Origin of the sequence: Natronomonas gomsonensis (assembly GCF_024300825.1) — an archaeon.
GTDB classification, from domain to species: domain Archaea; phylum Halobacteriota; class Halobacteria; order Halobacteriales; family Haloarculaceae; genus Natronomonas; species Natronomonas gomsonensis.
In genome coordinates this window covers 916,908-937,401 of the sequence record NZ_CP101323.1, presented here as the reverse complement: position 1 = coordinate 937,401, position 20,494 = coordinate 916,908, and the positions used below count along the sequence as shown (strand labels likewise).

At 64.3% G+C, this 20,494-nt stretch carries 28 protein-coding genes and 1 tRNA gene; 21 read left to right on the top strand and 8 right to left on the bottom strand.

Features of this window, described 5'->3' with window-relative positions; translation table 11 throughout:
• Positions 1-78 precede the first annotated feature (78 nt).
• Positions 79-1,854 (top strand): acyl-CoA dehydrogenase family protein, encoded by a 1,776-nt coding sequence (locus NMP98_RS05235; protein ID WP_254860495.1) that lies wholly within the window; start codon positions 79-81, stop codon positions 1,852-1,854.
• A 69-nt stretch (positions 1,855-1,923) separates the two neighbouring features.
• Here the strand turns inward: NMP98_RS05235 and NMP98_RS19425 are convergent, their stop codons facing one another.
• On the bottom strand, positions 1,924-2,049 hold the full coding sequence (locus NMP98_RS19425) for a hypothetical protein (protein WP_268105254.1): 126 nt from the start codon (positions 2,047-2,049) through the stop codon (positions 1,924-1,926).
• 306 nt (positions 2,050-2,355) lie between these two features.
• Between NMP98_RS19425 and NMP98_RS05230 the strand changes: the two genes are divergently transcribed.
• From NMP98_RS05230 to NMP98_RS05215, 4 genes are read left to right on the top strand one after another with little or no spacing between them, the layout of a single operon-like run.
• Complete coding sequence (locus NMP98_RS05230) at positions 2,356-2,751, top strand: nuclear transport factor 2 family protein (RefSeq protein WP_254860494.1); 396 nt, start codon at positions 2,356-2,358, stop codon at positions 2,749-2,751.
• A complete protein-coding gene (locus NMP98_RS05225; protein WP_254860493.1) occupies positions 2,751-2,990 on the top strand; it encodes a DUF8527 family protein in 240 nt (79 codons plus the stop codon). The genes NMP98_RS05230 and NMP98_RS05225 overlap by 1 nt, the downstream gene beginning before the upstream one ends.
• Before the next feature lie 49 nt (positions 2,991-3,039).
• Positions 3,040-4,206, top strand: coding sequence for a thiolase C-terminal domain-containing protein (locus NMP98_RS05220; RefSeq protein ID WP_254860492.1), 1,167 nt, complete (start codon positions 3,040-3,042; stop codon positions 4,204-4,206).
• Positions 4,203-4,571, top strand: coding sequence for a Zn-ribbon domain-containing OB-fold protein (locus NMP98_RS05215; protein ID WP_254860491.1), 369 nt, complete (start codon positions 4,203-4,205; stop codon positions 4,569-4,571). The genes NMP98_RS05220 and NMP98_RS05215 overlap by 4 nt, the downstream gene beginning before the upstream one ends.
• Positions 4,572-4,577: 6 nt before the next feature.
• On the opposite strand, the gene NMP98_RS05210 is transcribed toward NMP98_RS05215, so the two are convergent.
• From NMP98_RS05210 to NMP98_RS05200, 3 genes are all read right to left on the bottom strand, one after another.
• Positions 4,578-4,868 carry a zinc ribbon domain-containing protein gene (locus NMP98_RS05210; RefSeq protein ID WP_254860490.1) on the bottom strand — a complete coding sequence of 97 codons (291 nt, stop codon included), beginning with the start codon at positions 4,866-4,868 and terminating at the stop codon, positions 4,578-4,580.
• Positions 4,869-4,934: 66 nt separating this feature from the next.
• Positions 4,935-5,879 (bottom strand): zinc-dependent metalloprotease, encoded by a 945-nt coding sequence (locus tag NMP98_RS05205; RefSeq protein WP_254860489.1) that lies wholly within the window; start codon positions 5,877-5,879, stop codon positions 4,935-4,937.
• A gap of 38 nt (positions 5,880-5,917) precedes the next feature.
• Positions 5,918-6,616 (bottom strand): helix-turn-helix domain-containing protein, encoded by a 699-nt coding sequence (locus tag NMP98_RS05200; protein ID WP_254860488.1) that lies wholly within the window; start codon positions 6,614-6,616, stop codon positions 5,918-5,920.
• 147 nt (positions 6,617-6,763) lie between these two features.
• Here NMP98_RS05200 and NMP98_RS05195 point away from each other — a divergent pair, with 147 nt between their 5' ends.
• From NMP98_RS05195 to NMP98_RS05180, 4 genes are all read left to right on the top strand, one after another.
• A complete protein-coding gene (locus tag NMP98_RS05195; RefSeq protein ID WP_254860487.1) occupies positions 6,764-8,020 on the top strand; it encodes a hypothetical protein in 1,257 nt (418 codons plus the stop codon).
• Positions 8,021-8,080: 60 nt separating this feature from the next.
• Positions 8,081-8,260: a hypothetical protein gene (locus tag NMP98_RS05190; RefSeq protein ID WP_254860486.1), complete on the top strand. Its 180-nt coding sequence runs from the start codon at positions 8,081-8,083 to the stop codon at positions 8,258-8,260.
• A complete protein-coding gene (locus NMP98_RS05185) occupies positions 8,257-9,099 on the top strand; it encodes a beta-keto acid cleavage family enzyme (protein WP_254860485.1) in 843 nt (280 codons plus the stop codon). The genes NMP98_RS05190 and NMP98_RS05185 overlap by 4 nt, the downstream gene beginning before the upstream one ends.
• Positions 9,100-9,191: 92 nt before the next feature.
• Positions 9,192-10,121, top strand: coding sequence for a ring-cleaving dioxygenase (locus tag NMP98_RS05180; protein ID WP_254860484.1), 930 nt, complete (start codon positions 9,192-9,194; stop codon positions 10,119-10,121).
• 4 nt (positions 10,122-10,125) lie between these two features.
• Here the strand turns inward: NMP98_RS05180 and NMP98_RS05175 are convergent, their stop codons facing one another.
• Positions 10,126-10,395, bottom strand: coding sequence for a hypothetical protein (locus tag NMP98_RS05175; RefSeq protein WP_254860483.1), 270 nt, complete (start codon positions 10,393-10,395; stop codon positions 10,126-10,128).
• Positions 10,396-10,477: 82 nt separating this feature from the next.
• On the opposite strand from NMP98_RS05175, the gene NMP98_RS05170 reads away from it, so the two are divergent.
• The 5 genes from NMP98_RS05170 to purF all read left to right on the top strand — a co-directional run bounded on the left by NMP98_RS05170 (position 10,478) and on the right by purF (position 14,203).
• Positions 10,478-11,542, top strand: a complete 1,065-nt coding sequence (locus NMP98_RS05170) for a M20/M25/M40 family metallo-hydrolase (RefSeq protein WP_254860482.1) — start codon at positions 10,478-10,480, stop codon at positions 11,540-11,542.
• 59 nt (positions 11,543-11,601) lie between these two features.
• Entirely contained in the window at positions 11,602-12,060 is a 459-nt protein-coding gene (locus NMP98_RS05165) for a hypothetical protein (RefSeq protein ID WP_254860481.1), read from the top strand.
• A gap of 72 nt (positions 12,061-12,132) precedes the next feature.
• On the top strand, positions 12,133-12,318 hold the full coding sequence (locus tag NMP98_RS05160; protein WP_156708702.1) for an LSM domain-containing protein: 186 nt from the start codon (positions 12,133-12,135) through the stop codon (positions 12,316-12,318).
• Positions 12,315-12,488 carry a 50S ribosomal protein L37e gene (locus NMP98_RS05155; protein ID WP_254860480.1) on the top strand — a complete coding sequence of 58 codons (174 nt, stop codon included), beginning with the start codon at positions 12,315-12,317 and terminating at the stop codon, positions 12,486-12,488. Before NMP98_RS05160 ends, NMP98_RS05155 begins: the two co-directional genes overlap by 4 nt.
• Before the next feature lie 236 nt (positions 12,489-12,724).
• Positions 12,725-14,203: an amidophosphoribosyltransferase gene (purF, locus tag NMP98_RS05150; RefSeq protein WP_254860479.1), complete on the top strand. Its 1,479-nt coding sequence runs from the start codon at positions 12,725-12,727 to the stop codon at positions 14,201-14,203.
• Positions 14,204-14,212: 9 nt separating this feature from the next.
• Here the strand turns inward: purF and NMP98_RS05145 are convergent, their stop codons facing one another.
• Positions 14,213-14,776, bottom strand: a complete 564-nt coding sequence (locus NMP98_RS05145) for a DUF420 domain-containing protein (protein ID WP_254860478.1) — start codon at positions 14,774-14,776, stop codon at positions 14,213-14,215.
• Positions 14,777-14,870: 94 nt separating this feature from the next.
• Between NMP98_RS05145 and NMP98_RS05140 the strand changes: the two genes are divergently transcribed.
• Positions 14,871-15,005 (top strand): rubrerythrin-like domain-containing protein, encoded by a 135-nt coding sequence (locus NMP98_RS05140; RefSeq protein ID WP_254860477.1) that lies wholly within the window; start codon positions 14,871-14,873, stop codon positions 15,003-15,005.
• A gap of 108 nt (positions 15,006-15,113) precedes the next feature.
• Here the strand turns inward: NMP98_RS05140 and NMP98_RS05135 are convergent.
• Positions 15,114-15,198 (bottom strand) — tRNA-Leu (locus NMP98_RS05135).
• A gap of 124 nt (positions 15,199-15,322) precedes the next feature.
• Between NMP98_RS05135 and NMP98_RS05130 the strand changes: the two genes are divergently transcribed.
• From NMP98_RS05130 to NMP98_RS05115, 4 genes are read left to right on the top strand one after another with little or no spacing between them, the layout of a single operon-like run.
• Positions 15,323-15,823: a helix-turn-helix domain-containing protein gene (locus tag NMP98_RS05130; RefSeq protein WP_254860476.1), complete on the top strand. Its 501-nt coding sequence runs from the start codon at positions 15,323-15,325 to the stop codon at positions 15,821-15,823.
• A 47-nt stretch (positions 15,824-15,870) separates the two neighbouring features.
• Positions 15,871-17,043 (top strand): alanyl-tRNA editing protein, encoded by a 1,173-nt coding sequence (locus NMP98_RS05125; protein WP_254860475.1) that lies wholly within the window; start codon positions 15,871-15,873, stop codon positions 17,041-17,043.
• A 40-nt stretch (positions 17,044-17,083) separates the two neighbouring features.
• Positions 17,084-18,211 carry an acyl-CoA dehydrogenase family protein gene (locus NMP98_RS05120; protein WP_254860474.1) on the top strand — a complete coding sequence of 376 codons (1,128 nt, stop codon included), beginning with the start codon at positions 17,084-17,086 and terminating at the stop codon, positions 18,209-18,211.
• Complete coding sequence (locus tag NMP98_RS05115; RefSeq protein ID WP_254860473.1) at positions 18,208-18,735, top strand: HAD family hydrolase; 528 nt, start codon at positions 18,208-18,210, stop codon at positions 18,733-18,735. The genes NMP98_RS05120 and NMP98_RS05115 overlap by 4 nt, the downstream gene beginning before the upstream one ends.
• Here the strand turns inward: NMP98_RS05115 and NMP98_RS05110 are convergent.
• The gene (locus NMP98_RS05110; protein WP_156708710.1) at positions 18,708-18,944 is read right to left on the bottom strand and encodes a DUF5822 domain-containing protein; all 237 of its coding nucleotides are present in this window, start codon (positions 18,942-18,944) and stop codon (positions 18,708-18,710) included. The two genes, NMP98_RS05115 and NMP98_RS05110, sit on opposite strands and share 28 nt — an antisense overlap.
• 92 nt (positions 18,945-19,036) lie before the next feature.
• Here NMP98_RS05110 and panB point away from each other — a divergent pair, with 92 nt between their 5' ends.
• Positions 19,037-19,843, top strand: coding sequence for a 3-methyl-2-oxobutanoate hydroxymethyltransferase (panB, locus tag NMP98_RS05105; protein WP_254860472.1), 807 nt, complete (start codon positions 19,037-19,039; stop codon positions 19,841-19,843).
• Positions 19,844-19,942: 99 nt separating this feature from the next.
• Complete coding sequence (locus NMP98_RS05100; RefSeq protein WP_254860471.1) at positions 19,943-20,494, top strand: hypothetical protein; 552 nt, start codon at positions 19,943-19,945, stop codon at positions 20,492-20,494.

The following is a 20,494-nucleotide window of genomic DNA, read 5'->3' as shown; positions in this document are numbered from 1 at the left end:
TAACCGTGAAATGGGGAATAGCGGTTTCTTTCGGTGTTCCGGCGTGGGTTTATACTTCGGGACTCGAAACGCTCCGATATGACGACCGACCCGATACGGTACGGCGACTACGACGAAGGCCGGTACTGCAACTACTGGGAGTTGGACCCGACGCTGCAGTTCGAGGCCCGGCGCATCTATCCCGACGACGAGTACGAGTGGGCCGAGGACGTGCTGTCGGGTTACGGCGAAGTACTCGGCGAGCGAATGGCCGACACCGCCGACCGAATCGATAAGGAGGGCCACGAACTGCAGTCGTTCGACAAGTTCGGCAACCGACGCAACGAGGTGGAGTACCACCCCCTCATCGAAGAACAGGAGCAACTCACCTACGAGGAGTTCGGCGTCACCCACGACGCCTTCCACGCGCCGCCGGGCCGCGACGAGCCGGTCGGGTTGAGCCACACCCTGATGATGCAGGCGCTTCTCTCCTACGTCGACGGCGGGTTCTGCTGTCCGGTGTCGATGACGACCGGCGCGGCCATCGTCCTCGATAAGTTCGACGACGGCGAACTCGATGAGTACTTCCAGGGACTCACCAGCCGTGACCTCGAAGAACACATTGAGGGTGCGATGTTCCTCACCGAAGAGCAGGGCGGCTCCGACGTGGGTGCAAACGAGGTCCGGGCGGAGCCACAGGACGACGGCACCTACCGGCTGTACGGCGAGAAGTGGTTCTGTTCGAACATCGACGCCGAGGGCGCACTCGCGTTGGCGCGGACGCCCGACGCTCCCGAGGGAACCGAGGGGCTGTCGTTGTTCCTCGTCCCGCGGACGAAACCGAACGGCGAGGTCAACGAATCCCACTTCCGGCGTCTGAAGGACAAACTCGGCACCATCTCGGTGCCGACCGGTGAAATCGAGTTCGAGGGCGCCGAAGCATACCTCGTCGGCGAGGAGGGTGAGGGATTCAAATACATGGCCGAGATGATGAACTTCGAGCGCCTGACGAACGCGACGGGCGCAATCGGTATCATGGGCCGGGCGCTGCTGGAGGCGAAGGTTCGCGCTGCGGACCGCGAGGCCTTCGGCAACCCCATCGACGAGTACCCTTTGATGCGCCGGGACCTCGTGGACATGTCCGTCGACTACGAGGCGGGAACCGTCTTCTCATTCGAGGGCGCGCGCCTGCTGGACGAACGGGAACGGCAGGGCGACGACTCCGATGCGTACAAACTGATGCGGCTGTTCATCCCCATCGCGAAGTACAAGACGGCCCGGATGTCCGTCGATACGGCGTCGTACGCGATGGAGATTCTCGGTGGCAACGGCTACGTGCGGGAACACACCACCGAACGACTGTTGCGGGACGCACAGGTGCTGCCCATCTGGGAAGGCCCCTCGAACATCCTCGCATTGGACGTGCTGCGCGCGCTCAACAGCGAAAACGCCCACGAGGCGCTACTTCCGTACGTTCAGGGGAAACTCGATGGCGTCGAACACCCGCTCCTCGAGGAGCTAGCCGACGATGTCGAAGCCGAGTTCCTCGAACTCCAGAACGCTCTGGCGACGATGGCGACCGAAGACGGCGACTACGCGCAGTATCACGCGAAGCGACTGGCGGATTTCATCTTCGACGTGGTCAGTGCGGCACTCCTGTTGGAGGAGGCACAGTGGCAAATCGACGAGGAAGACGACGGCCGAAAGGCCCTCGTCGCCCAGCGGTTCGTCGAGACGCGCTTCGGCGACGACGAAGCCTACGGCGTCGCCTCCGGGGACCGCTTCGCGATGGACGAGGAGAACTTCGCCGCCGTCGCCCACTACGCCAGCGTCGAACCGGAGTCGCTAGTCGAGGCGGCGCCGGCGGACGACTGACGGCTTTCGCGGTTTCGAAGTCGGCCGTCGCTGGACGGCGTGAAAACGGTAGAATACCGAACCGACTGCTCAGAGGCGGTGGCTGAATACGGTCTCTTCGAGGGTCTCCGCTTCGAGGGTCGAGGGAGTGGACTTGTCGGTCTTAATCGGGACCATCGGCGCGCCGGTGTTGGTTTCGTCGGTGTAGCGGGTCATGTGTCGTCGAACGCTTTCGCGCTGTACTCCATGAACAACAGTGAGGGATAATAAAGTTAATGAACGATAATGTTAAAACACCCTCATGACCTTAAGGATGTAATGATATTTGAACGCCTGAATCTATATCTATCTCAAATACCACGAAATGGCAATTCCATCCCGATAGATGGGCGAATAGGTGGTGGTTTGTAAATCAGTATACTCCCTGTCAATTCGGCCGATTTGCGGTTATCACCTCGGCTTCTCCCGCAAGTCCCGGTTCGCAATCAGTAGGAGTAAGTCCCCGCCAGTCGAAGCGCGGACATGGACGCCGAGTCGACGATTCGGGGGTACTACGATTCGCTCCGGGCGGGCGAGCCGCTGTATCCGTTCTTCGCCCGCGAGGAGTCGACCGTCAAGTTCGGCATCGGCGAGCGACTGACGGGGTACGAGGAGGTCGAGGCCGGCCTCCGCGAGCAAACCGAGACGACCGATGGCTGGGTCGTCGACAGCGACCGACTCGTCGTCACCGAACGCGACGACCACGCGTGGTTCTCCGACGACGTGTTCATGGCCTGGAACAGCCTCGAACGCGGTATCCGTTATGAGTTCGAAACCCGCTGGAGCGGCACGCTGGAACGGCGTGGCGACGACGCCGACCTCGGCACCGACTGGCGGTTCGTCGGAATGCACGTTTCGACCGAGGGGGGAACGAACTGATGGTCGGACCCATCTCGAACGAGGACCGCGAGCGGACGATGCGCAGAATAAAGATTGGGTCCGTCCTGCTCGTCGGCGCGTCGGCGGGTCTCATCACCCTACAGGGCGACGCCTCCCTCGAAGTCGTCGCCGGAGCGGTCGCGATTGGCCTGCTCGTCGGGATGGCACTCGTGTGGTATCTGTTCCCCGACACGGAGGCGTTGTCGCCCGCGTCGAACCAGGAGTACCGTCGTAAATGACAGGTTCAGTTCCGCATTCGTTATAAGTCACACTCCCCCACGGTGTGGTATGGCACGCGCAGCAGTCGTCGGCGCCGGCATGACGAAGTTCGGCGTCCACGACAAACCACTACAGGAGCTGTTCGGCGAGGCGGCGCTCCCCGCACTCGACGATGCGGGCGTCGAACCGTCCGAAATAGACGCCTTCTACTTCGGCAACGCGATGAGTGGACAGGCCGAAAACGACACGCACCTCGGCCCGAAACTCGCCTCCCACGTCGGGATGGCCGGCGTTCCGGTCCAGCGCTTCGAGGACGCCTGTGCGACCTCTTCGAACGCGTTCAAGAACGCCGTCGAGGCCGTCGACGCCGGAGTTCACGACGTTGTCTTGGTCGGCGGGGTCGAACGCTGCACCCCCGAAACCGGAAAGGACACCGCGGCGATGACCCGCATCTTCGCCTCGGCATCTCACCGACAGTACGAACAGCCGACGGGGCTTACCTTCCCCGGCGTCTTCGCGCTGTTCACCAAACGCCACATGCACGAGTACGGCACGACCGAGGAGCAACTCGCGGAAGTCGCCGTCAAGAACCACGGCAACGGCGCGTTGAACCCCAACGCCCACTTCGGCAAGGAGACGACCGTCGAGGAGGCCCTCGACGGCCCCATCGTCGCCGATCCGTTCCGACTCATGGACTGCTGTCCGTTCTCCGACGGCGCCAGCGCGGTCGTCGTCGTCAGCGAGGAACTGGCCGACTCCTACGACGCCCCCGTCGACGTGTCGGGCGTCGGCCACGCGACCGACGTGGTGCCCATCGGCGACAAGGAGACTCCCCACGTCACCCAGGCCGCACGCGATGCGGCCGCCCAAGCCTACGAACAGGCCGACACCTCGGCGGCGGAGATGGATTTCGCCGAAGTACACGACTGCTTCACCGGTGCGGAAATCCTCGCCAGCGAGGCGCTCGGCCTCGTTGAGGACGGCGAGGGCGGCCCCGCCGCCGAGGCGGGCCGGACGGCACGGGACGGCGACGTGCCAATCAACCCCTCCGGCGGTCTGAAGGCCAAGGGCCACCCCATCGGCGCGACGGGCACCGCCCAACTCGTCGAGTTGACCGAGCAACTCCGCGGAACGGCGGGGGAGCGACAGATAGACGGCGCCGACAGTGCCGTCGCACACAACCTCGGCGGGGACGCTGCCACTACCGTCGTCACCGTCATGGAGGCCCGCCGATGAGCGACCGACTCACACACGGCGAGTGGAGCGACGCGGTCGAGTCCGGCGACCTCCTCGGACAGACGTGTTCGGATTGCGGGAAGACTCAGGGGACACCGAAAGCCGCCTGTCCGCACTGCGGCTCCAGAGCCCTCGAAACGGTCGAACTCCCGACCGATGGCGTCGTCTACACCGAGACGACCATCAACGTCCCGCCGGTCGGCATCGAGGAACGCGGCTATCAGGTCGCCGTCGTTGACCTCGGCGAGGCGCGCGTGATGGGGCGACTCTCCGACGGCGAGGTAGAAATCGGAGACCCCGTCGAACTGTCGGGGTTCACCGAGGACGACGACGGCTACGTCGCTCCGGCGTTCGAACCGCGGTAATCCCCTTCAACTCCCCAAGCGCTCGGTCGGTCCGTCACCGCTCGCGGTCGTTTTTCCGGCCGAGAGGTCACTGATACAGCGTCGACAGAAGCGATAGGCGGGGTCGTTCGGGGCACCACAGGCCGGACACACCGTCCTATCGGGCTGTTCCCGTGGCCCCCGCTCGTGGTCGGGGGCGGCCTCGGTGGTCTGGCCGCCGGAGTCGGTCGCCGTCTCCCGATACAGGTACAGGAGGATGCCCATGTGGACGGTGATGAGCGCGGCGACTCCGAGCAGGAGCCACACGAGTGTGTTCATCGTTAGCACGACCTACGCCGTCGGAGTACTTATTCGTTCGGCGGGGGCGACGGTCGCCGCCGCTCGTCAGGCGACGCGTGCGAGCCACGCGTCGGGGTCGTCCAACTCCGCGTCGGTCGGGAGGTTCGCGGGGTCCTCCCAGACGACTGCGGCGCCGGCGACGCCACGCGCGTCGGCGATGGCATCGAAGAATTCCTTCCCGCGTTCGTACTGTTCGCGTTTCATTCCGAAGCCGAGCAGGCGACGAATCAGCGCCGAAACGGGGCCAACGTTCCGTCGACGGTCGTCGAGTTTCCGCCTGAGGTCCTCGTACTCGCGGTCGAAGGCGCGGTCCATGATGAGTTCGGCGTACCCCTCGACGGCGGTCATGGTGACGTTGAGTTCGCCCAATGCCTCGCGGTCGAACTCGCCGGTGGCGAGTTTCGAGACGGTTTCTTCCATCGCGTCTTCGAGATGCGGCGCGAGCCACGGGGCGGCCCCGAACTCCGCGGCGTGGGCGACCTCGTGGAAGGCAATCCACCGACGGAACCGGTCGCGGTCGACGTCCAGCACCGTCGCGACCGACTCGATGTTCGGATGGACGAAGTAGAGTTCGTGGTCGCCGTCGCCGAGCAACAGCGGGTCGTACTGTCCGAGGACGTTGTTCGCGAGGAACCCGAGCGTCAGCGCCATCGACCCCGTGTTCGCAGAGCGTGCCAACGACGGCGCCAGCGAGGCCTGTTCCTCGAGCGGGCCGAGCAGGCGCTCGAACGTGGCGAGGTTGGCGTCTATCCAGTGGTGGCGGTTCTGGACCTGTACGCTGTAGGGGAGGTCGAAGTCGACGCCGGCGGCCTCTCGGATGCCGTCGCGGGCGTCCGCCACGTCGTCGGCGTACCCCTGATGTTCGGCCTCTGAGAGGGTCAAATCGCCCGGTTCGGTCGCTGCACGGGCGGCGTTCCCGACGGCGCTCCAGTCCACCGGTCCCTCGCCCTCGGCGTCGGCGACGGCACGGACGGCGCGAAAGAGACTCACAGGACTGCTAGCCGGCGACACGGCAAAGAGTTTCCGGGTCAGCGGGATGCCGGGAGAGCCGAATCGGTGTCTCGACACTCCCCTCGGCCAGCGAGCGCCTGCATCACCTTCGATTCGGCGTTCCGCAGGTGTGTCCCGACGGTACCCGTCGAGCAGTCCAGTGCTGCTGCGATGTCCGTGTAGTTCGCTCCACGGGGGTTCCGGTAGTATCCCAACTCGACGGCCACGCCGAGGGTGTGTCGCTCTCGGTCGGTCAACCTTGCGAGCAACCGCTCGGATTCCGAGCGGTACTCCCCGGTTCGTTCGACACTGAACGAGACGGTCTCGGGAACGTCGCCGAGGCTCCGGCGCAGTTCCTCGTCGTCGCCGATGAGCGTCACCTCTGCCGTCTCGTCGCTCCGGAACGTGACGGGCCAGTCGACGGCGATTCGACGTGTGCCGAGGAGACCCAGAAGGCTCCGCAGGAGGCCGCTGGGTTCGGCGTGGGCGAACATCCACTCGTTGCCGTCGATGCGGCCGGTCTGCCACGCGTCGTCCCCGTCAATGGACTCCTCGGCCAGTCGCTCGGCAGCCTCTCGGCTCCCGACGTACTCGTAGAGGAGTACCGTCGACCCGTCGTCGAGCAACCGGAGTTCGTGCAGAGCCTGCAGCGACACGTCCGGTGACTCGACGACGCCGCGATGGAACGGCCCGAACCACCCCTGTTCGGAGGATACCCGGAGAGTAACGGCTCGCATGGTGGCACGGTGCTTTTCTCACCGAAAGGGGCTTCTGGCGGACATGCCCGGGGAACGTGGTTCGATACCGAGAATCACACTTCCGTCGTCCCGACTGCAGATATGCGACTGAAGAGTTATCCACCCGCTTGGTAACAAACGAGGCGTATGTCACCGAACCACAAAGACGGGCTTTCGAGGCGGCAGGTGTTGCGTCTGAGCGGCGGGACGGCCGCGGGCGTCGCCCTCGTCGGGACGGCGGCCGGAGAACACGACAACGGAAACGGACGCGGCCACGGCGGCCACGGCGACGACCACGACGAGTGTGCCTACGAGACTGTCGGCGGACACCACGGCGGTGGGGACCACGACGACGAAGAACACAGCGACCCGCTGAATCAGTACCTCCTCTGTCCGGACCATCCCCACACCGAGTTCCCATCGGGACATACGATGCATCACGTCAACGCGGCGATGGGGGGCTGTCCCGGTGGAACCGGGCTGGAACACTGTGACGTAGACACCGACGACCCGGACATCGAGCGAATCAACGAGGTGTGGCCGGAGTGCACCGAGTGGCCCGAACCGACGAAGGCCATCGTCAAGGCCTCCCGCGAGTCGCTCACACAGGTGTACAACGACGTGGGAACGCTCATCGCTCGGGGATACATTCCCTACTTCGACGTCGTCACGCCCGGTGCGACCGGTGGCGTCTCCCACTGGCTGAATCCGGGGTACATCGGCGACAACCACTACGAGCCGAACCCGCTTCGCCCCGACTCGATTATCCTCGACAACGAGTGGTGGAAGCCAATCGGCCCGATGTACGTCGCCGCCGAGGAGGGAGAGGTACACTGGCGGAGCGAGGAGGACGAACTCATGGAGGTCCGAGACGCCTGGGGGTACGAAAACGACTGCGGGGAGTGCTTCCCGTATCACCCCCACGATGGCGTTGCGGGCCGGTTCGCGTGGTGGTACTACCGGCAGGTCCACAAGCAGGACGCCGCCGAGGGCGACGTGATGTTGCCCTGTTACACGGCGCCAATGATGCACTCGTGGATTTACCCGACGCCGGACGGCCCCCACGGGGCTACCTCAGGTGCGCCGCCCCAGAAGTTCCGTCCGGGCGGGCCGCCGAACCAACCGGGGTATTCCACGCCCGTCGACCCAGCCGACACCGACCTTTCGCTGGAAGTGCTTCCGGAGGCAGTTCAGGAGGCGGCGATGCCGGAGCGGTTGGCGGCAGAGTTGGACATAATCGACGACCTCCCGCGGGAGTACCTGATGACGACGCCGATTGTCGAACTCGAGACGCTGATGGACGACCGCCTCGGACCGGTTGGGTCCCAGTTGGACGGCCTCGGGTCCGTAGACGTGTCCGATGTCCTCGACGCCGCCCAACTCCCGAACGGAAGCGGTCTGTAGCCGATACCGGTAACCCCGGTGTCAGCGAACGACTATGTGAACCCCGGCCGTCGGTCGGGTATGGCCTGTCCGCATCTGGAGTATCGCGAGGCCAACGAGGAGCGAACCTTCGAGACTGCACGCGCCTACTGTACCGCCGTCGATGCGTTCGTACAGCCGATGCGTGCCGACATCTGCAACGACCGTTACGAGTTGGACCACACGACCGATTGTGAGTTCTACCGAAACGCCGAGCGATGAGTTACGACGACTACCTCGCCGGCGACCCAGTCGTCATCACTGCGGCGCTGACAGGCGGCGTTCACGGCAAGGAGGCCAGTCCCCATCTCCCGGAGACGCCCGAAGAGATAGCCGACGCCGCCGAGGCGTGTGAAGCCGCCGGCGCCTCGGTCGTCCACCTCCACGCTCGCCGAGAGAACGGCGAACGCTCGTTTTCGCGTGAGCGATTTCAGGAACTCACCGAGGCAGTTCGGGAGCGGACGGACCTCGTCGTCCAGCACTCCACCGGCGGGACGGGTGCGCCCGACGACATCCGACACGAACCGCTTCGGACTGACCCCGCCCCCGACATGGCCTCTCTCGACATGGGGCCGCTCAACCGCTATCAGCACCTCACTTCCGAGAACACCCGCGGCCTCGTCGAATCGCTGGCCGAGGAAATGCGTGAGCGTGGAATCAAACCCGAGATGGAGGTGTTCAACGGCGGCCACCTCAACGAGGTCCACGAACTGCTCGACCGGCGTCCGGACCTCATCGAGGAGCCGATTTACACGACGCTCATCTTCGGCGGCGGCACGACAGCGATGCCGACGCCCGACACCTTCCGGTCGCTCGTCAATCACCTCCCAGAGGGCACACAGTTCAACACCCTCGGCTTCGGCCAACATCAACTCCCGTTTGCCGCCTTGGGAATCGTCTTCGGGGGCCACGTCCGCGTCGGCTTGGAGGACAACCGCTACTTCCGGCGGGGTGAACTCGCGACGAACGCCCAACTGGTCGAGCGGGCGGCAACGCTCGCGGAAACCCTCGAACGCCCCGTCGCGACGCCCGACGACGCCCGGGAGATACTCGATATCTGAGCCCCACCAGTAACACCGCCGTCACCTGATTGCGTCGGTGTGCGCGAACCGATTTAACCTCACAACTCGTAACCCGGTAACATAGATACAGTATGCCCGAGCCGATATCCGGACTTCACCACGTGACGGCCATCGCCAGCGACCCCGAGGAGAACGTCGATTTTTACACCGACGTACTCGGGCTCCGGCTGGTGAAGAAAACGGTCAATTTCGACGACGTGACGACGTATCATCTCTACTACGGCGACGAGGTCGGCTCGCCCGGGACGATTCTGACGTTCTTCCCGTTCGGCGCTGGCCACCGCGGGTCGGTCGGCCGCGGACAGACCTCCGCAACGGCGTTCGTCGTCCCCGAGGGGAGCCTCAAGTACTGGGCGGACCGCCTCGACGACCACGGGGTCGAGTACGACGCCGTCGAGGAGCGCTTCGAGGAGCGCGTCCTCCCGTTCTACGACCACGACGGCCAACCGCTGGAGTTGGTCACCGGCGCCGTCGACATCGACCCGTGGGACGGCAGCGACGTGCCGGTCGAACACGCAATCCGTGGGTTCCACGGCGTCACGCTGCTGTCGGCCGACGCCGAGGCGACCGCCGACGTACTGGAGACGATGGGGTACGAACGCCTCAAGGAGACCGGCCATCGAACCCGATTCGTCGGTGCGGGCGACCGCGCGTCGTTCGTCGACGTACTCGACGACCCGGAGGCGTCGGCGGGGATGCAGGGCGCGGGTACCGTCCACCACGTGGCGTTTCGAGTTCCCGACGACGACGCCCAGATGGCGTGGCGCGAGGAACTCGCCGAGAGGGGACTGCGCGTGACGCCACAGAAGGACCGACGGTACTTCCGGTCGATTTACTTTCGGGAACCCGGTGGCGTGCTGTTCGAGTTCGCGACGGACGGTCCCGGATTCGACGCCGACGAACCGGTCGCGGAGCTGGGGTCGGAGTTGAAACTCCCACCGTGGCTCGAGGCGGACCGAGAAACCATCGAGCGCAGTCTCCCGCCGCTGTCGGCGGAGTAACGGCTCAGGCGTCGATATCGTCGAGTTCGTCAGCGTCGTCCTCGAACTCGAACGTCGACTCGTCGTCGAGAACCTTCGTCTTGACCACGTAGGCGACGGCGACGAGGAAGACGAGCCCGACAATGGCGGCGATGGCGCCACCTTTCTTCGACCCGGAGGACTCTTCGAGCGGTTCGTCGGCGGCGGAAACCTCCTTTTCGCCGCTGTCGTACCCCTTCGTCGCGCTCAACTCGGAGTCCGTGAAGTGGACTTCGAGAAAGGTGAATTTGGCCATACCATAGGGTTCGCCGGAGAGGGACTTATAGGTTGATACGGCCGGTCGAGACGTTCTTGTGTCTGCCCGTCGGTCCGTGGGTATGGACGACGAACGGCGAGCGTTTCTCGAGGCGTTGCTGTCGACGGCGACCCCCTCGGGATTCGAGGAGACAGGACAGCGACGGTGGCTCGACTACGTCGACCCCGTCGCCGACGAAACACACGTCGACGCCTACGGGAACGCGGTCGCCGTTTCCGAGGGCGCCGGCGACGGGCCGTCGATTGCGATTGCCGGCCACGGCGACGAAATCGGGCTGATGGTCCGGGACATCACCGACGGGGGGTTCCTGAAACTCTCCAGTATCGGCGGGTCGGACAAGACGGTCACTCGTGGCCAACACGTCCGAGTTCACACCGCCGACGGAACCGTCAACGGCGTCATCGGACAGGTGGCGATTCACCTCCGTGACACCGCGAGCGACGAGTACGACGAAATCAACGAACAGTACGTCGACATCGGCGTCGAGGACAGCGATGCTGCCCGGGAGTTGGTTGAGGTTGGCGACCCCGTGACCTTCGACACGAACATCGCCGAACTGGAGGGCGACCGACTCGCAGCCCGCGGGATGGACAACCGCGTCGGCATCTGGACTGCGGCCGAGGCGTTCCGTCGGGTGGCCGAGACGGACCACGAATCGACGGTGTACGCCGTCTCGACCGTTCAAGAAGAACTCGGCCTCAAGGGCGCGAAGATGGTCGGATTCGACCTCGAACCAGACGCCGTCGTGGCGACGGACGTGACCCACGCTACCGACCAGCCGGAATCACCGGGCAACCGTTCGACCGGCGTCGAGTTGGGGGCGGGCCCCGTCGTCGCTCGTGGTAGCGCTAACCACCCGAAACTCGTGGAGGCGACCCGAACGGTGGCTGAAGACGAGGGCATCGACGTGCAACTACAGGCGTCGGGCAGTTTCAGCGGCACCGACGCGGACGCCTTCTACACCACGCGCGGGGGCATCCCCTCGCTGAACGTCGGCCTGCCGAACCGCTACATGCACACGCCCGTCGAGGTGGTCGACCTCGCGGACCTCGAGGCCGCCGCCGAGTTGCTCGCGGCCGTCGCCGTCCGGGTCGGGGCTTTCGCCCCGTTCACTGCCGACGTGTAGTCACGGGGGATGTGGACGTGACCCAAACCACGATACGTTGGGCGCCGTTGGGTCGGGGTATGAGCTCAGATTTGGGGAACATGCTCCGGATACTACAGGTGCTTCGAGACGAGGGTTTCGTCGACGCGCTGACCGACGTCGAGCGTCTGGTCGCCGACGTCGACGAGCGACTGGAACACGTCGAACAGGTGGAGAACGATGCCGAACGGGCGGTCCGGGATGCGGAGGCAGCCCTCGATGCTGTCGACGACCGCCTCGAGCAGTTCGACGAGATGATATCGCTGCTCGAAGCGAAAATCGAGGCGGCCTTCTCCATCGGTTTCTTCTTTTTCGCTATCGACCGGTGGACGGCTGACGACCCACTCTTGGCGGCCGGACTGCTGTTCATGGGATTGCTCGGGGTCTCCTCGCTTGCGGTGACGGTCAGACGGCTGCCGCAGGTGCGTCGGCTTCGCAGCGTCGGTCGGTACGCGACGAACCGTCTCGACAGCACCGACGAGGAGGACGATGACGAGTGAAGGTGAGTGAGTACGGCCTATAGCGTGACCGTACCCGGTGCGTTTATACTGTCGGGGTGTGCGCCGTCCAGTATGACCGACCGACCGCTCGATGTGCTCGAGGAGACCCTTGGCTCGGAAGTGAGTGTGACGCTGAAAGGTGGCGAGGTGTACGACGGTGTCCTCGCCGGCTACGACCAGCACATGAATCTCGTCTTGGAGGAGGGCGACAACGTAACCATTATCCGCGGCGATAACCTCGTCTCGATACAACCATGACTGGAGCCGGGACCCCGAGTCAGGGGAAGAAGAACAAGACGACCCACGTGAAGTGCCGACGCTGCGGCGAGAAGTCCTACCACAAACAGAAGAAAGTCTGTGCCTCCTGTGGCTTCGGAAAGTCCGCCAAGCGTCGCGATTACGCGTGGCAGTCCAAGCAGAACGAGTAACGAACGACCGACGTTTTCCGCTTTCGTTTCCCCGGCAGCCGCGGCTTCAGTCTCCCCGCTCGTCCTCCTGAGGCAGTACCGTCCGTCGAACTTTCGTTAGCCACTCGACTCGGGGTGTGTCGAGGGACCCACGATGTGGCACTGTTATTCACGAACATGTATACACACGTCCGTGTTTACCCGTATATCACGCACGATGGAGTGGGTTTTTACGCGTGGCCGTCAGAGAATCGTCTATGCCAGACGGGCGGCACACGGAGGGGCCGACGGAGAAATGCGGCGTGGTCGGCGTCTCGCTGGACGGGCGAGACGCGGCGCGACCGCTGTACTACGCACTGTACGCGCTCCAACACCGGGGCCAGGAATCGGCGGGTATCGTCACCCACGACGGCTTCCAACAGCACAGCCACGTCGAGATGGGGCTGGTCGGTGACGCCTTCGAGGAGGGCGACCTCGATTCGTTGAACGGGTCGACGGGTATCGGCCACGTCCGCTATCCGACGGCCGGCAGCGTCGACTCCAGTTGCGCACAGCCGTTCTCGGTGTCGTTCAAATCCGGGTCGCTCGGCTTGAGCCACAACGGGAACCTCGTCAACGCCGACGAGGTCCGGACGGAACTCGCCGAAAGCGGCCACGCCTTTACCAGCGACGGCGACACGGAGGTCATCGCCCACGACCTCGCGCGGAACCTCCTCGAAGCGGACCTTGTTCGGGCCGTCAAGCGGACGATGAGCCGCATCCACGGCTCGTATGCGCTGACGATTACCCACGACGACACCGTGTTGGGCCTGCGTGACCCACAGGGCAATCGACCCCTCTGTATCGGAAAACTCGACGACGGCTACATCATCACCTCCGAATCGGCCGCCATCGACGTTCTCGACGGCGATTTGGTCCGGGACGTCCGACCGGGCGAACTCGTCGTGTTGGGTCCCGACGGCGACGGCTTCGACTCCTATCAACTCGTCGAACAGGAAAACACGGCACACTGCTTCTTCGAACACGTCTACTTCGCGCGTCCGGACTCCCGCATCGACGGCAACCTCGTCTACGACGTTCGGCGCGAACTCGGCCGCAAACTCTGGGAAGAAAGCGGTGTCGAGACGGACGTGGTGCTCCCGGTGCCGGACTCCGGGCGGGCCTTCGCCTCCGGGTACGCCGAGGCTGCCCAAGAGGACGACGCCGACGTGGAGTTCGCCGAGGGGCTGATGAAGAACCGCTACGTCGGCCGGACGTTCATCATGCCGACACAGGACGCCCGCGAACGGGCGGTCCGGCTCAAACTCAACCCCATCCGCGACGTGGTCGAGGGGAAAACCGTCACCGTCATCGACGACTCCATCGTCCGCGGGACCACCTCGACGCAGTTGGTCGAGTTGCTCAACGACGTGGGCGCCGAGGCGGTCCACATGCGCATCGGCGCACCGGCTATCGTCGCCCCGTGTTACATGGGAATCGACATGGCCTCCCGTGAGGAGCTCATCGCCGCGGGGAAGGACACCGACGACATCCGCGAGGAAATCGATGCAGCATCACTGTCGTATCTCTCCATCGACGCCATCGCCGAGGCGCTCGATGAATCCCGCGCGGACCTCTGTCTCGGCTGTGTGACGGGTGAATACCCCTACGACATCGACGGGGAGTCGACAGACCGCGATGTCGTTCGTCCAACCATCGACGGCGCACAGGCCGGTGTCGCCAGCGACGACGACTGACGCCGCCCGTCAGTACACGTGATACAGTAGTGCGTAGATTATCAGACCCATGCTGAACGAAATCAGCCACAGGCTCGCGGCGATTCGGCCGGCCTTGCGGTGGGCGGTTTCGTAGATGTCGGCGACTGGGCGGGTGCCGGCGACGAGAAGCGCATAGAAGACGAACGGGACACAGACGATAGCCAGCGCGATGTGGACGAAGAGTATCGGCAGATACACGTAGGTGTAGACGACCTCCGGCCCGGCGAACTCGCTGGGGCCGAGGAGCGCGACCCGGTAGAGATACAGCGCGAGAAACAGTGCGAACAGTCCGAAACTACTCACCATGAGTCGTCGGTGTCGCTCGACGTTCCCCCGTCGAATCGAACGGACGCCGAGGGCGATGGTGCCGATTGCGAGAAGGCTAATCACTGCGTTGACGTGTGGAATCGCCGTGAGAAACGCGTTCGGCTGCGGGAGCGCCTCAACGGGTAACAACTGGAGGACGGCCCCGAACACGAGCGCCAGCGACACCGCCGTCAACAGGGCCGTCAGGGCGGGGACGTGTTCCCGGGCCCACGTCTGGGTTTGCATGCGTCGAATTACGTCGGTCCTGCGGATAGATGTTGGTGGTTTTCTACGAGGTGTGGTAACACTTAACACAAAACGGACCTAACGAAACACCGGCATGCGAGGGGCACAACCGGACGAGGATGCGCTGTACGAGTGTATCGACTGCGGTGACCGCCAGACGGACCCGGAGGGGCGGCTCTGTTCGTGCGGCGGCTACCTCAAGAACATCGGCGTCAGCCGCGGCCTCTAACTATTCTTCGATACCACCGCTGCTGGCCGGTGTAGCGTCGGTAGGATGATGCGTGGGTGCTGTCTGCGAGCACCCGCACTGTGTAGGGTGGCTGTGGGCCACCAGCAGTGCGTGGGACCGGATTTGAACCGGCGGACCTCTACAGGACAGCGCCCTCAACGCTGCGCCGTTGGCCTAGCTTGGCTACCCACGCACGGCGTGTCTTGCTGCAATTCCTCGTAAACCGGGGTACGATAAAAGGGCTTTCCTTTGGACTGCGCGCGGTCGCCCACGCCACGGAGCGTCGGGTTCAAGTACGTTCCAGCAGCACATAGGGCATGGCGAAATACTCGACCGGCGGAGTCGGGGGTGACTCCAGCGGCGCCTGCGAACTCTGCGGGGCCGAGGACCGCGACCTCCAGACGGCGACCGTCGCCGGCGCGCGACTCGAAGTTTGCAGCGAGTGCGCCCAACACGGAGAGGAGCCCAACCGTGGCGGGACGAGCGGGCAGTCCCGCGAGGACGAACCGAACCGCAAAAAGAAGGCCGCACAGAACGTCGCCAAACTCAGCGACGCACAGAAGGTCGACCACGACTGGGAAGAGGGGACCGACTACGAGGACGACCCCCTCCCGTATCTCGTCCGGGGCTATGGCGACGTGCTGGAAGACGCCCGACAGGACGCCGGCCTGCAAACCGACGAACTCGCCGCGGAGTTGGAAATAGAGGAAGACGACATCGTCGCCGTCGAACAGGGGCGGGCCGCCCGTGCCAACGTCGGCGGGTCGGTCATCGAAGCGCTCGAAGAACGCCTCGGCATCGAACTCGCAGAGGAGTAACTCGACTTCCGACCGGCTTTTTGTCTTCGAGCGTTCTGTCGGTAGCTATGGCACCCGCGACCGCAGCAGCGGACCCGGAAACGCTCGCCTTCGAGACGACCGTTCGGGACGGCGGGAGCGAGGTCGTTCTCGAAGAGACGTACTTCTACCCCGAGGGGGGCGGCCAGCCGGCCGACCGTGGAACGCTCGGCGGACTGACGGTGCTCGACGTACAGCAGCGCGGCGACGACATCGTCCACGTCGTCGACGGGACGTTGGAGACGGGAGAAATCGTTCACGGTGCTATCGACCCCGAGTTTCGGCGGTACTGCATGCGCGCCCACACCGCGAGTCACGTGCTGTACGGCGCCGGCCGCCGCCTCTTCGACGAATTGGGCTACGGCGGGTTCGGCATCACCCCGGAGAAAGTGCGCGTGGACTTCAGCACGTCGACCGACATCGACGACGAGACGCTCGTCGAACTCGAACGGCTGGTCAACCGCTGTGTCTGGGACTCCCGGGACGTGACGTGGAGCCGACAGCCGCAAGCGGAGGCACTCGACCGCGAGGATGTGGCGTTCAACACCCAAACCGAAGAGGGTCTCACCGGCGAGACGGTCCGAGTCGTCGAAATCGACGGTTGGGACGCCGCCGCCTGCGGCGGGACGCACGTCTCGAATACTCGGGAAATCGGCCCCGTGACCGTGCTGGGGCGGTCCAATCCCGGCGAGGGACTGACTCGGGTGGAGTTCGCTGTCGGTCCCGAGGGAATCGACCGCCGGACGGCGGAGAAAGCCGCTGCACTCGATGCCGCAGAAACGCTGGAGACGGCGGCGACCGACCTTCCAGAGGCCGTCGACCGACTCCAGGAGGAACGCGAGACGGTTGCCGCCGAACGCGACGCGCTTCGTGAGCGCCTCATCGACGCCAGCGTCGCCGACATCGCCGCCGAGTGCTTCGAGCGAGACGGTCGGACGTGGGCGGCGGGCGTCGTTGACGCCGACGCGAACGCCCTCGCAGAGCGGGTCCGAGACCGTCCGGACGGCATCGAGGTACTCGTCTTGGCGACGCCCTCTGGACAGCTCGCGGTCGGGGCGGGCGAAGGGTGTGATGCGGGCGATATCGTCGCGTCACTCACCGACCGCTTCGGCGGCGGCGGTGGCGGCTCCTCGGAGGTGGCACAGGCCGGCGGCCTCGACGCCGACGGGTCGACGGTCGTCGATTCCCTTCGGGACGCCTGACGGGCGGACTACTTTTGCCCCTCGCGGCCTACGTGGTGGCATGGACCTCTCGCCCGAACAGCAAGCCATCCGGGACACCGTCCGCGAGTTCGCAGTCGAGGAGATACGACCGACTGCTCGTGAGGCCGACGAAACGGAGACGTTCCCCGAGGAGGTCTGGGACGGCCTCGCCGAGATGGAACTCACCGCGATGACGATTCCCGAGGAGTACGGTGGCCTCGATGTCGACGGCCTCACCTACGCCATCGTCAACGAGGAAGTCGCCTACGGCCAACTGGCCGTCGCGACGGCGCTGTCGGTGCAGACTCTCGTGACCTCCTGTATCGCCGAGTTCGGAGACGAAGACCAGAAGGAGCGGTGGCTCCCGGATATGGTCGAGGGCCGACCCGTCGGCGCGTTCGCGCTCTCGGAGCCACACGCCGGGTCGAATCCCGCCGAGATGTCGACGGAGGCCCGACGCGAGGGCGACGAGTACGTCATCAACGGGACGAAACAGTGGATAACCAACGGCGTGCGGAGCGACGTTGTCGTGCTCTTCGCGAAGACCGACCCCGAGGACCCCCGAACGGTCACGCAGTTCATCGTCCCGAAGGACGCCGACGGTCTCGAAGTCGGCAAAAAAGAGGAGAAACTCGGACTGCGGGGCAGCGACACGACGACGCTCGTCTTCGAGGACGTTCGCATTCCCGTCGAGAACCGCCTCACGCCCGAGGGTCGTGGCCTATCTGCAGCGCTGTCGATTCTCACCGGTGGCCGGGTCGGCATCGCCGCCCAGTCGGTCGGCCTCGCCCAATCCGCACTGGACCTCGCCATCGACTACGCCCACGAGCGCGAACAGTTCGACGGCCCCATCGCCGACATCCAATCGATTCGGCACAAACTCGCCGACATGCACGCGAAGACGCAGGCAGGTCGGCTGTTGACCTACGAGGCGGCCCGGAAACTCGACGACGATGAACCGCCGTCGATGGCCGCCAGCACCGCGAAGTACGTTGCAAGCGAGAACGCGATGGACGTGACCAACGAGGCCATCCAGATTCACGGCGGCTACGGCTACACCACGGACTTCCCAGTCGAGCGACTGTACCGCGATGCGAAGATTACGACCATCTACGAGGGGACGACCCAGGTTCAGAAGAAGGTCATCGCCCGCGAACTGCTGGAATGAACACCGACCACGAGACGGTCGTCTTCGACCTCGACGGAACCCTGGTCCGCCTCACCGTCGACTGGGAGGCTGTCGCCAGCGACGTGGCTGAGACGCTCCGAGAGCGCGGCGTGGTCCCGCCCGAGAGCCTCTGGGGGATGTTGGAAACGGCAAACGAGACAGGGCACAGGCCGGCAGTCGAAGCGGTCATCGCAGGGTACGAACGGGACGGTGCCCGTGCTTCCGAGCGACTACCGGCGGCCGATGCCGTCCCGGAGCAACCGGTCGGCGTCTGCTCGCTCAACTGCGAAGACGCCTGCCACATCGCTATCGAGGAACACGGAATCGACGGCGTCGGCGCTGTCGTCGGCCGCGACACGGTCGGCACCGAGAAACCCGACCCGGAACCGCTGTTGGAGACGGTTCGTCGACTCGACGGCACCCCCGAATCGACGCTGTTCGTCGGCGATACGGTTCGTGACGAGCGAACCGCACAGCGGGCCGGCTGTTCGTTCAGTTACGTCTCCGAGTGGCTTCGGGCGTAGAGGAAGACGGGAATCCCGATACAGAGCCACACGACGGCACCGACACGAATCGCGAAATTCGCCCGCTGAGTCCACGTGTCCAACCCGACGAACACCGACAGCGCAGCGACGACCGGCGCGCCAACGACGATGGTGAGCACGAAGGTCACCTGCATCACCCAGCCGTAGTCGACGCCCTCGGGGTCCGTCGTCTCCACCTGGGTCGGCATAGAACCGAATCGGTGTCTCGGCGGGTAAGCCGTTACGGTTCCGGCCTCGTTCGATGGTAGCGTTTAACCGCCACCGCGATGGATTCGGAGGTATGCGAGCGAAGGATATCCGCGCGAAGGCCGGCGAGGAACCCATCACGATGCTGACGGCCTACGACGCCCCCACCGCCCGACTGGTCGACGAGGCGGGCATCGACATGACGCTCGTCGGAGACTCCGTCGGCAACACCCAACTGGGCTATGACTCGACGTTGCCGGTCACCGTCGACGAGATAGCCAGCCACACCGCGGCTGTCGCCCGCGCGACCGACGATGCGCTCGTTATCGCGGATATGCCGTTTCTCTCCTACGGCGCTGACGAAGCCGACGCCATCGAGAACTGCGGCCGGATGCTCAAAGAGGCCGACGCCGACGCCGTCAAACTGGAATCCGGTCCGCACACGGTCGATTTGACCCGCCGACTCACCCGCCTCGGTATCCCGGTACAGGCACATCTCGGATTGACGCCGCAACGCGAAAACGAGACGGGACTGTTCCGACAGGGGACGGACGAGGAGTCGGCCCGACGGATTCTCGATTTGGCCCGCGAACACGAGGCGGCGGGCGCGTTCTCGCTGGTCTTGGAACACGTCCCAGCGAACCTCGCGGAAGCAGTCACCGACGCCATCTCGATTCCGACCATCGGGATCGGTGCCGGTCCGCACTGTGACGGGCAGGTGCTGGTCGTCGACGAAGTCATCGGCCTTTCCGAGCGGACGGCACCGTTCTCGAAGGCTTTCGGCGACGTACGCGGCGAGATGCAGACGGCGATTTCCTCGTACGCCGAGGCCGTCGAAAGCGGGTCGTTCCCCGCCGAGGAACACAGTCACTACGAGGACGAAATCGAGGACGTGTACTGAGATATCGATTTCGTCCGGTCTAATCGCTGGTAAGCTAATCACTAAAACAGTTTTTTGACTTTCCTACGGGTTTTTGCTATCCTGCACAAATCGTGACGTATGAGGCGCCGTCAGGCACTCCGACTCGGTGGTCTTGCACTAACTGTCCCACTTGCTGGCTGTGCTTCGATAGGAGGAACAGAGCCGGAATCAGCGTTTACGTTGACGACGACGGGTGAAACGTCAGTTGAAAAACGTACAAGCGAATTCGCTCGCTCGTACCCCGGCCAAGAGCCCTTTACCGAGGTCGTTTTCGGTGAGAAGTCAAAAACTTCCGACAATTTGCATGGGGTGGAGATATATAACGATTATGAGAATCCGGTTGAGATATCGCTAACAGTCAATAGAGAGGGGAATGAACGAACGCTGGTATTCGAGGGCGAGGGAACGATTTCAATTGACAGATATATGGCGGTTGCTATTTCGAGCCCCGCAACGTACATCAACAAACTTGAGGTACGTGGAGATGACGTGAACCTTCAGAAGACCTTCGACGTACCACAGAGCGCGTGGGACGCGGAACCGAGTGAGGATAAAGGGATTGGTCCAGAGCATAATGTCCACATCAAAGAAAACGAGATTGAAGTAAGATTCGTCGGACACGAGAGGTAA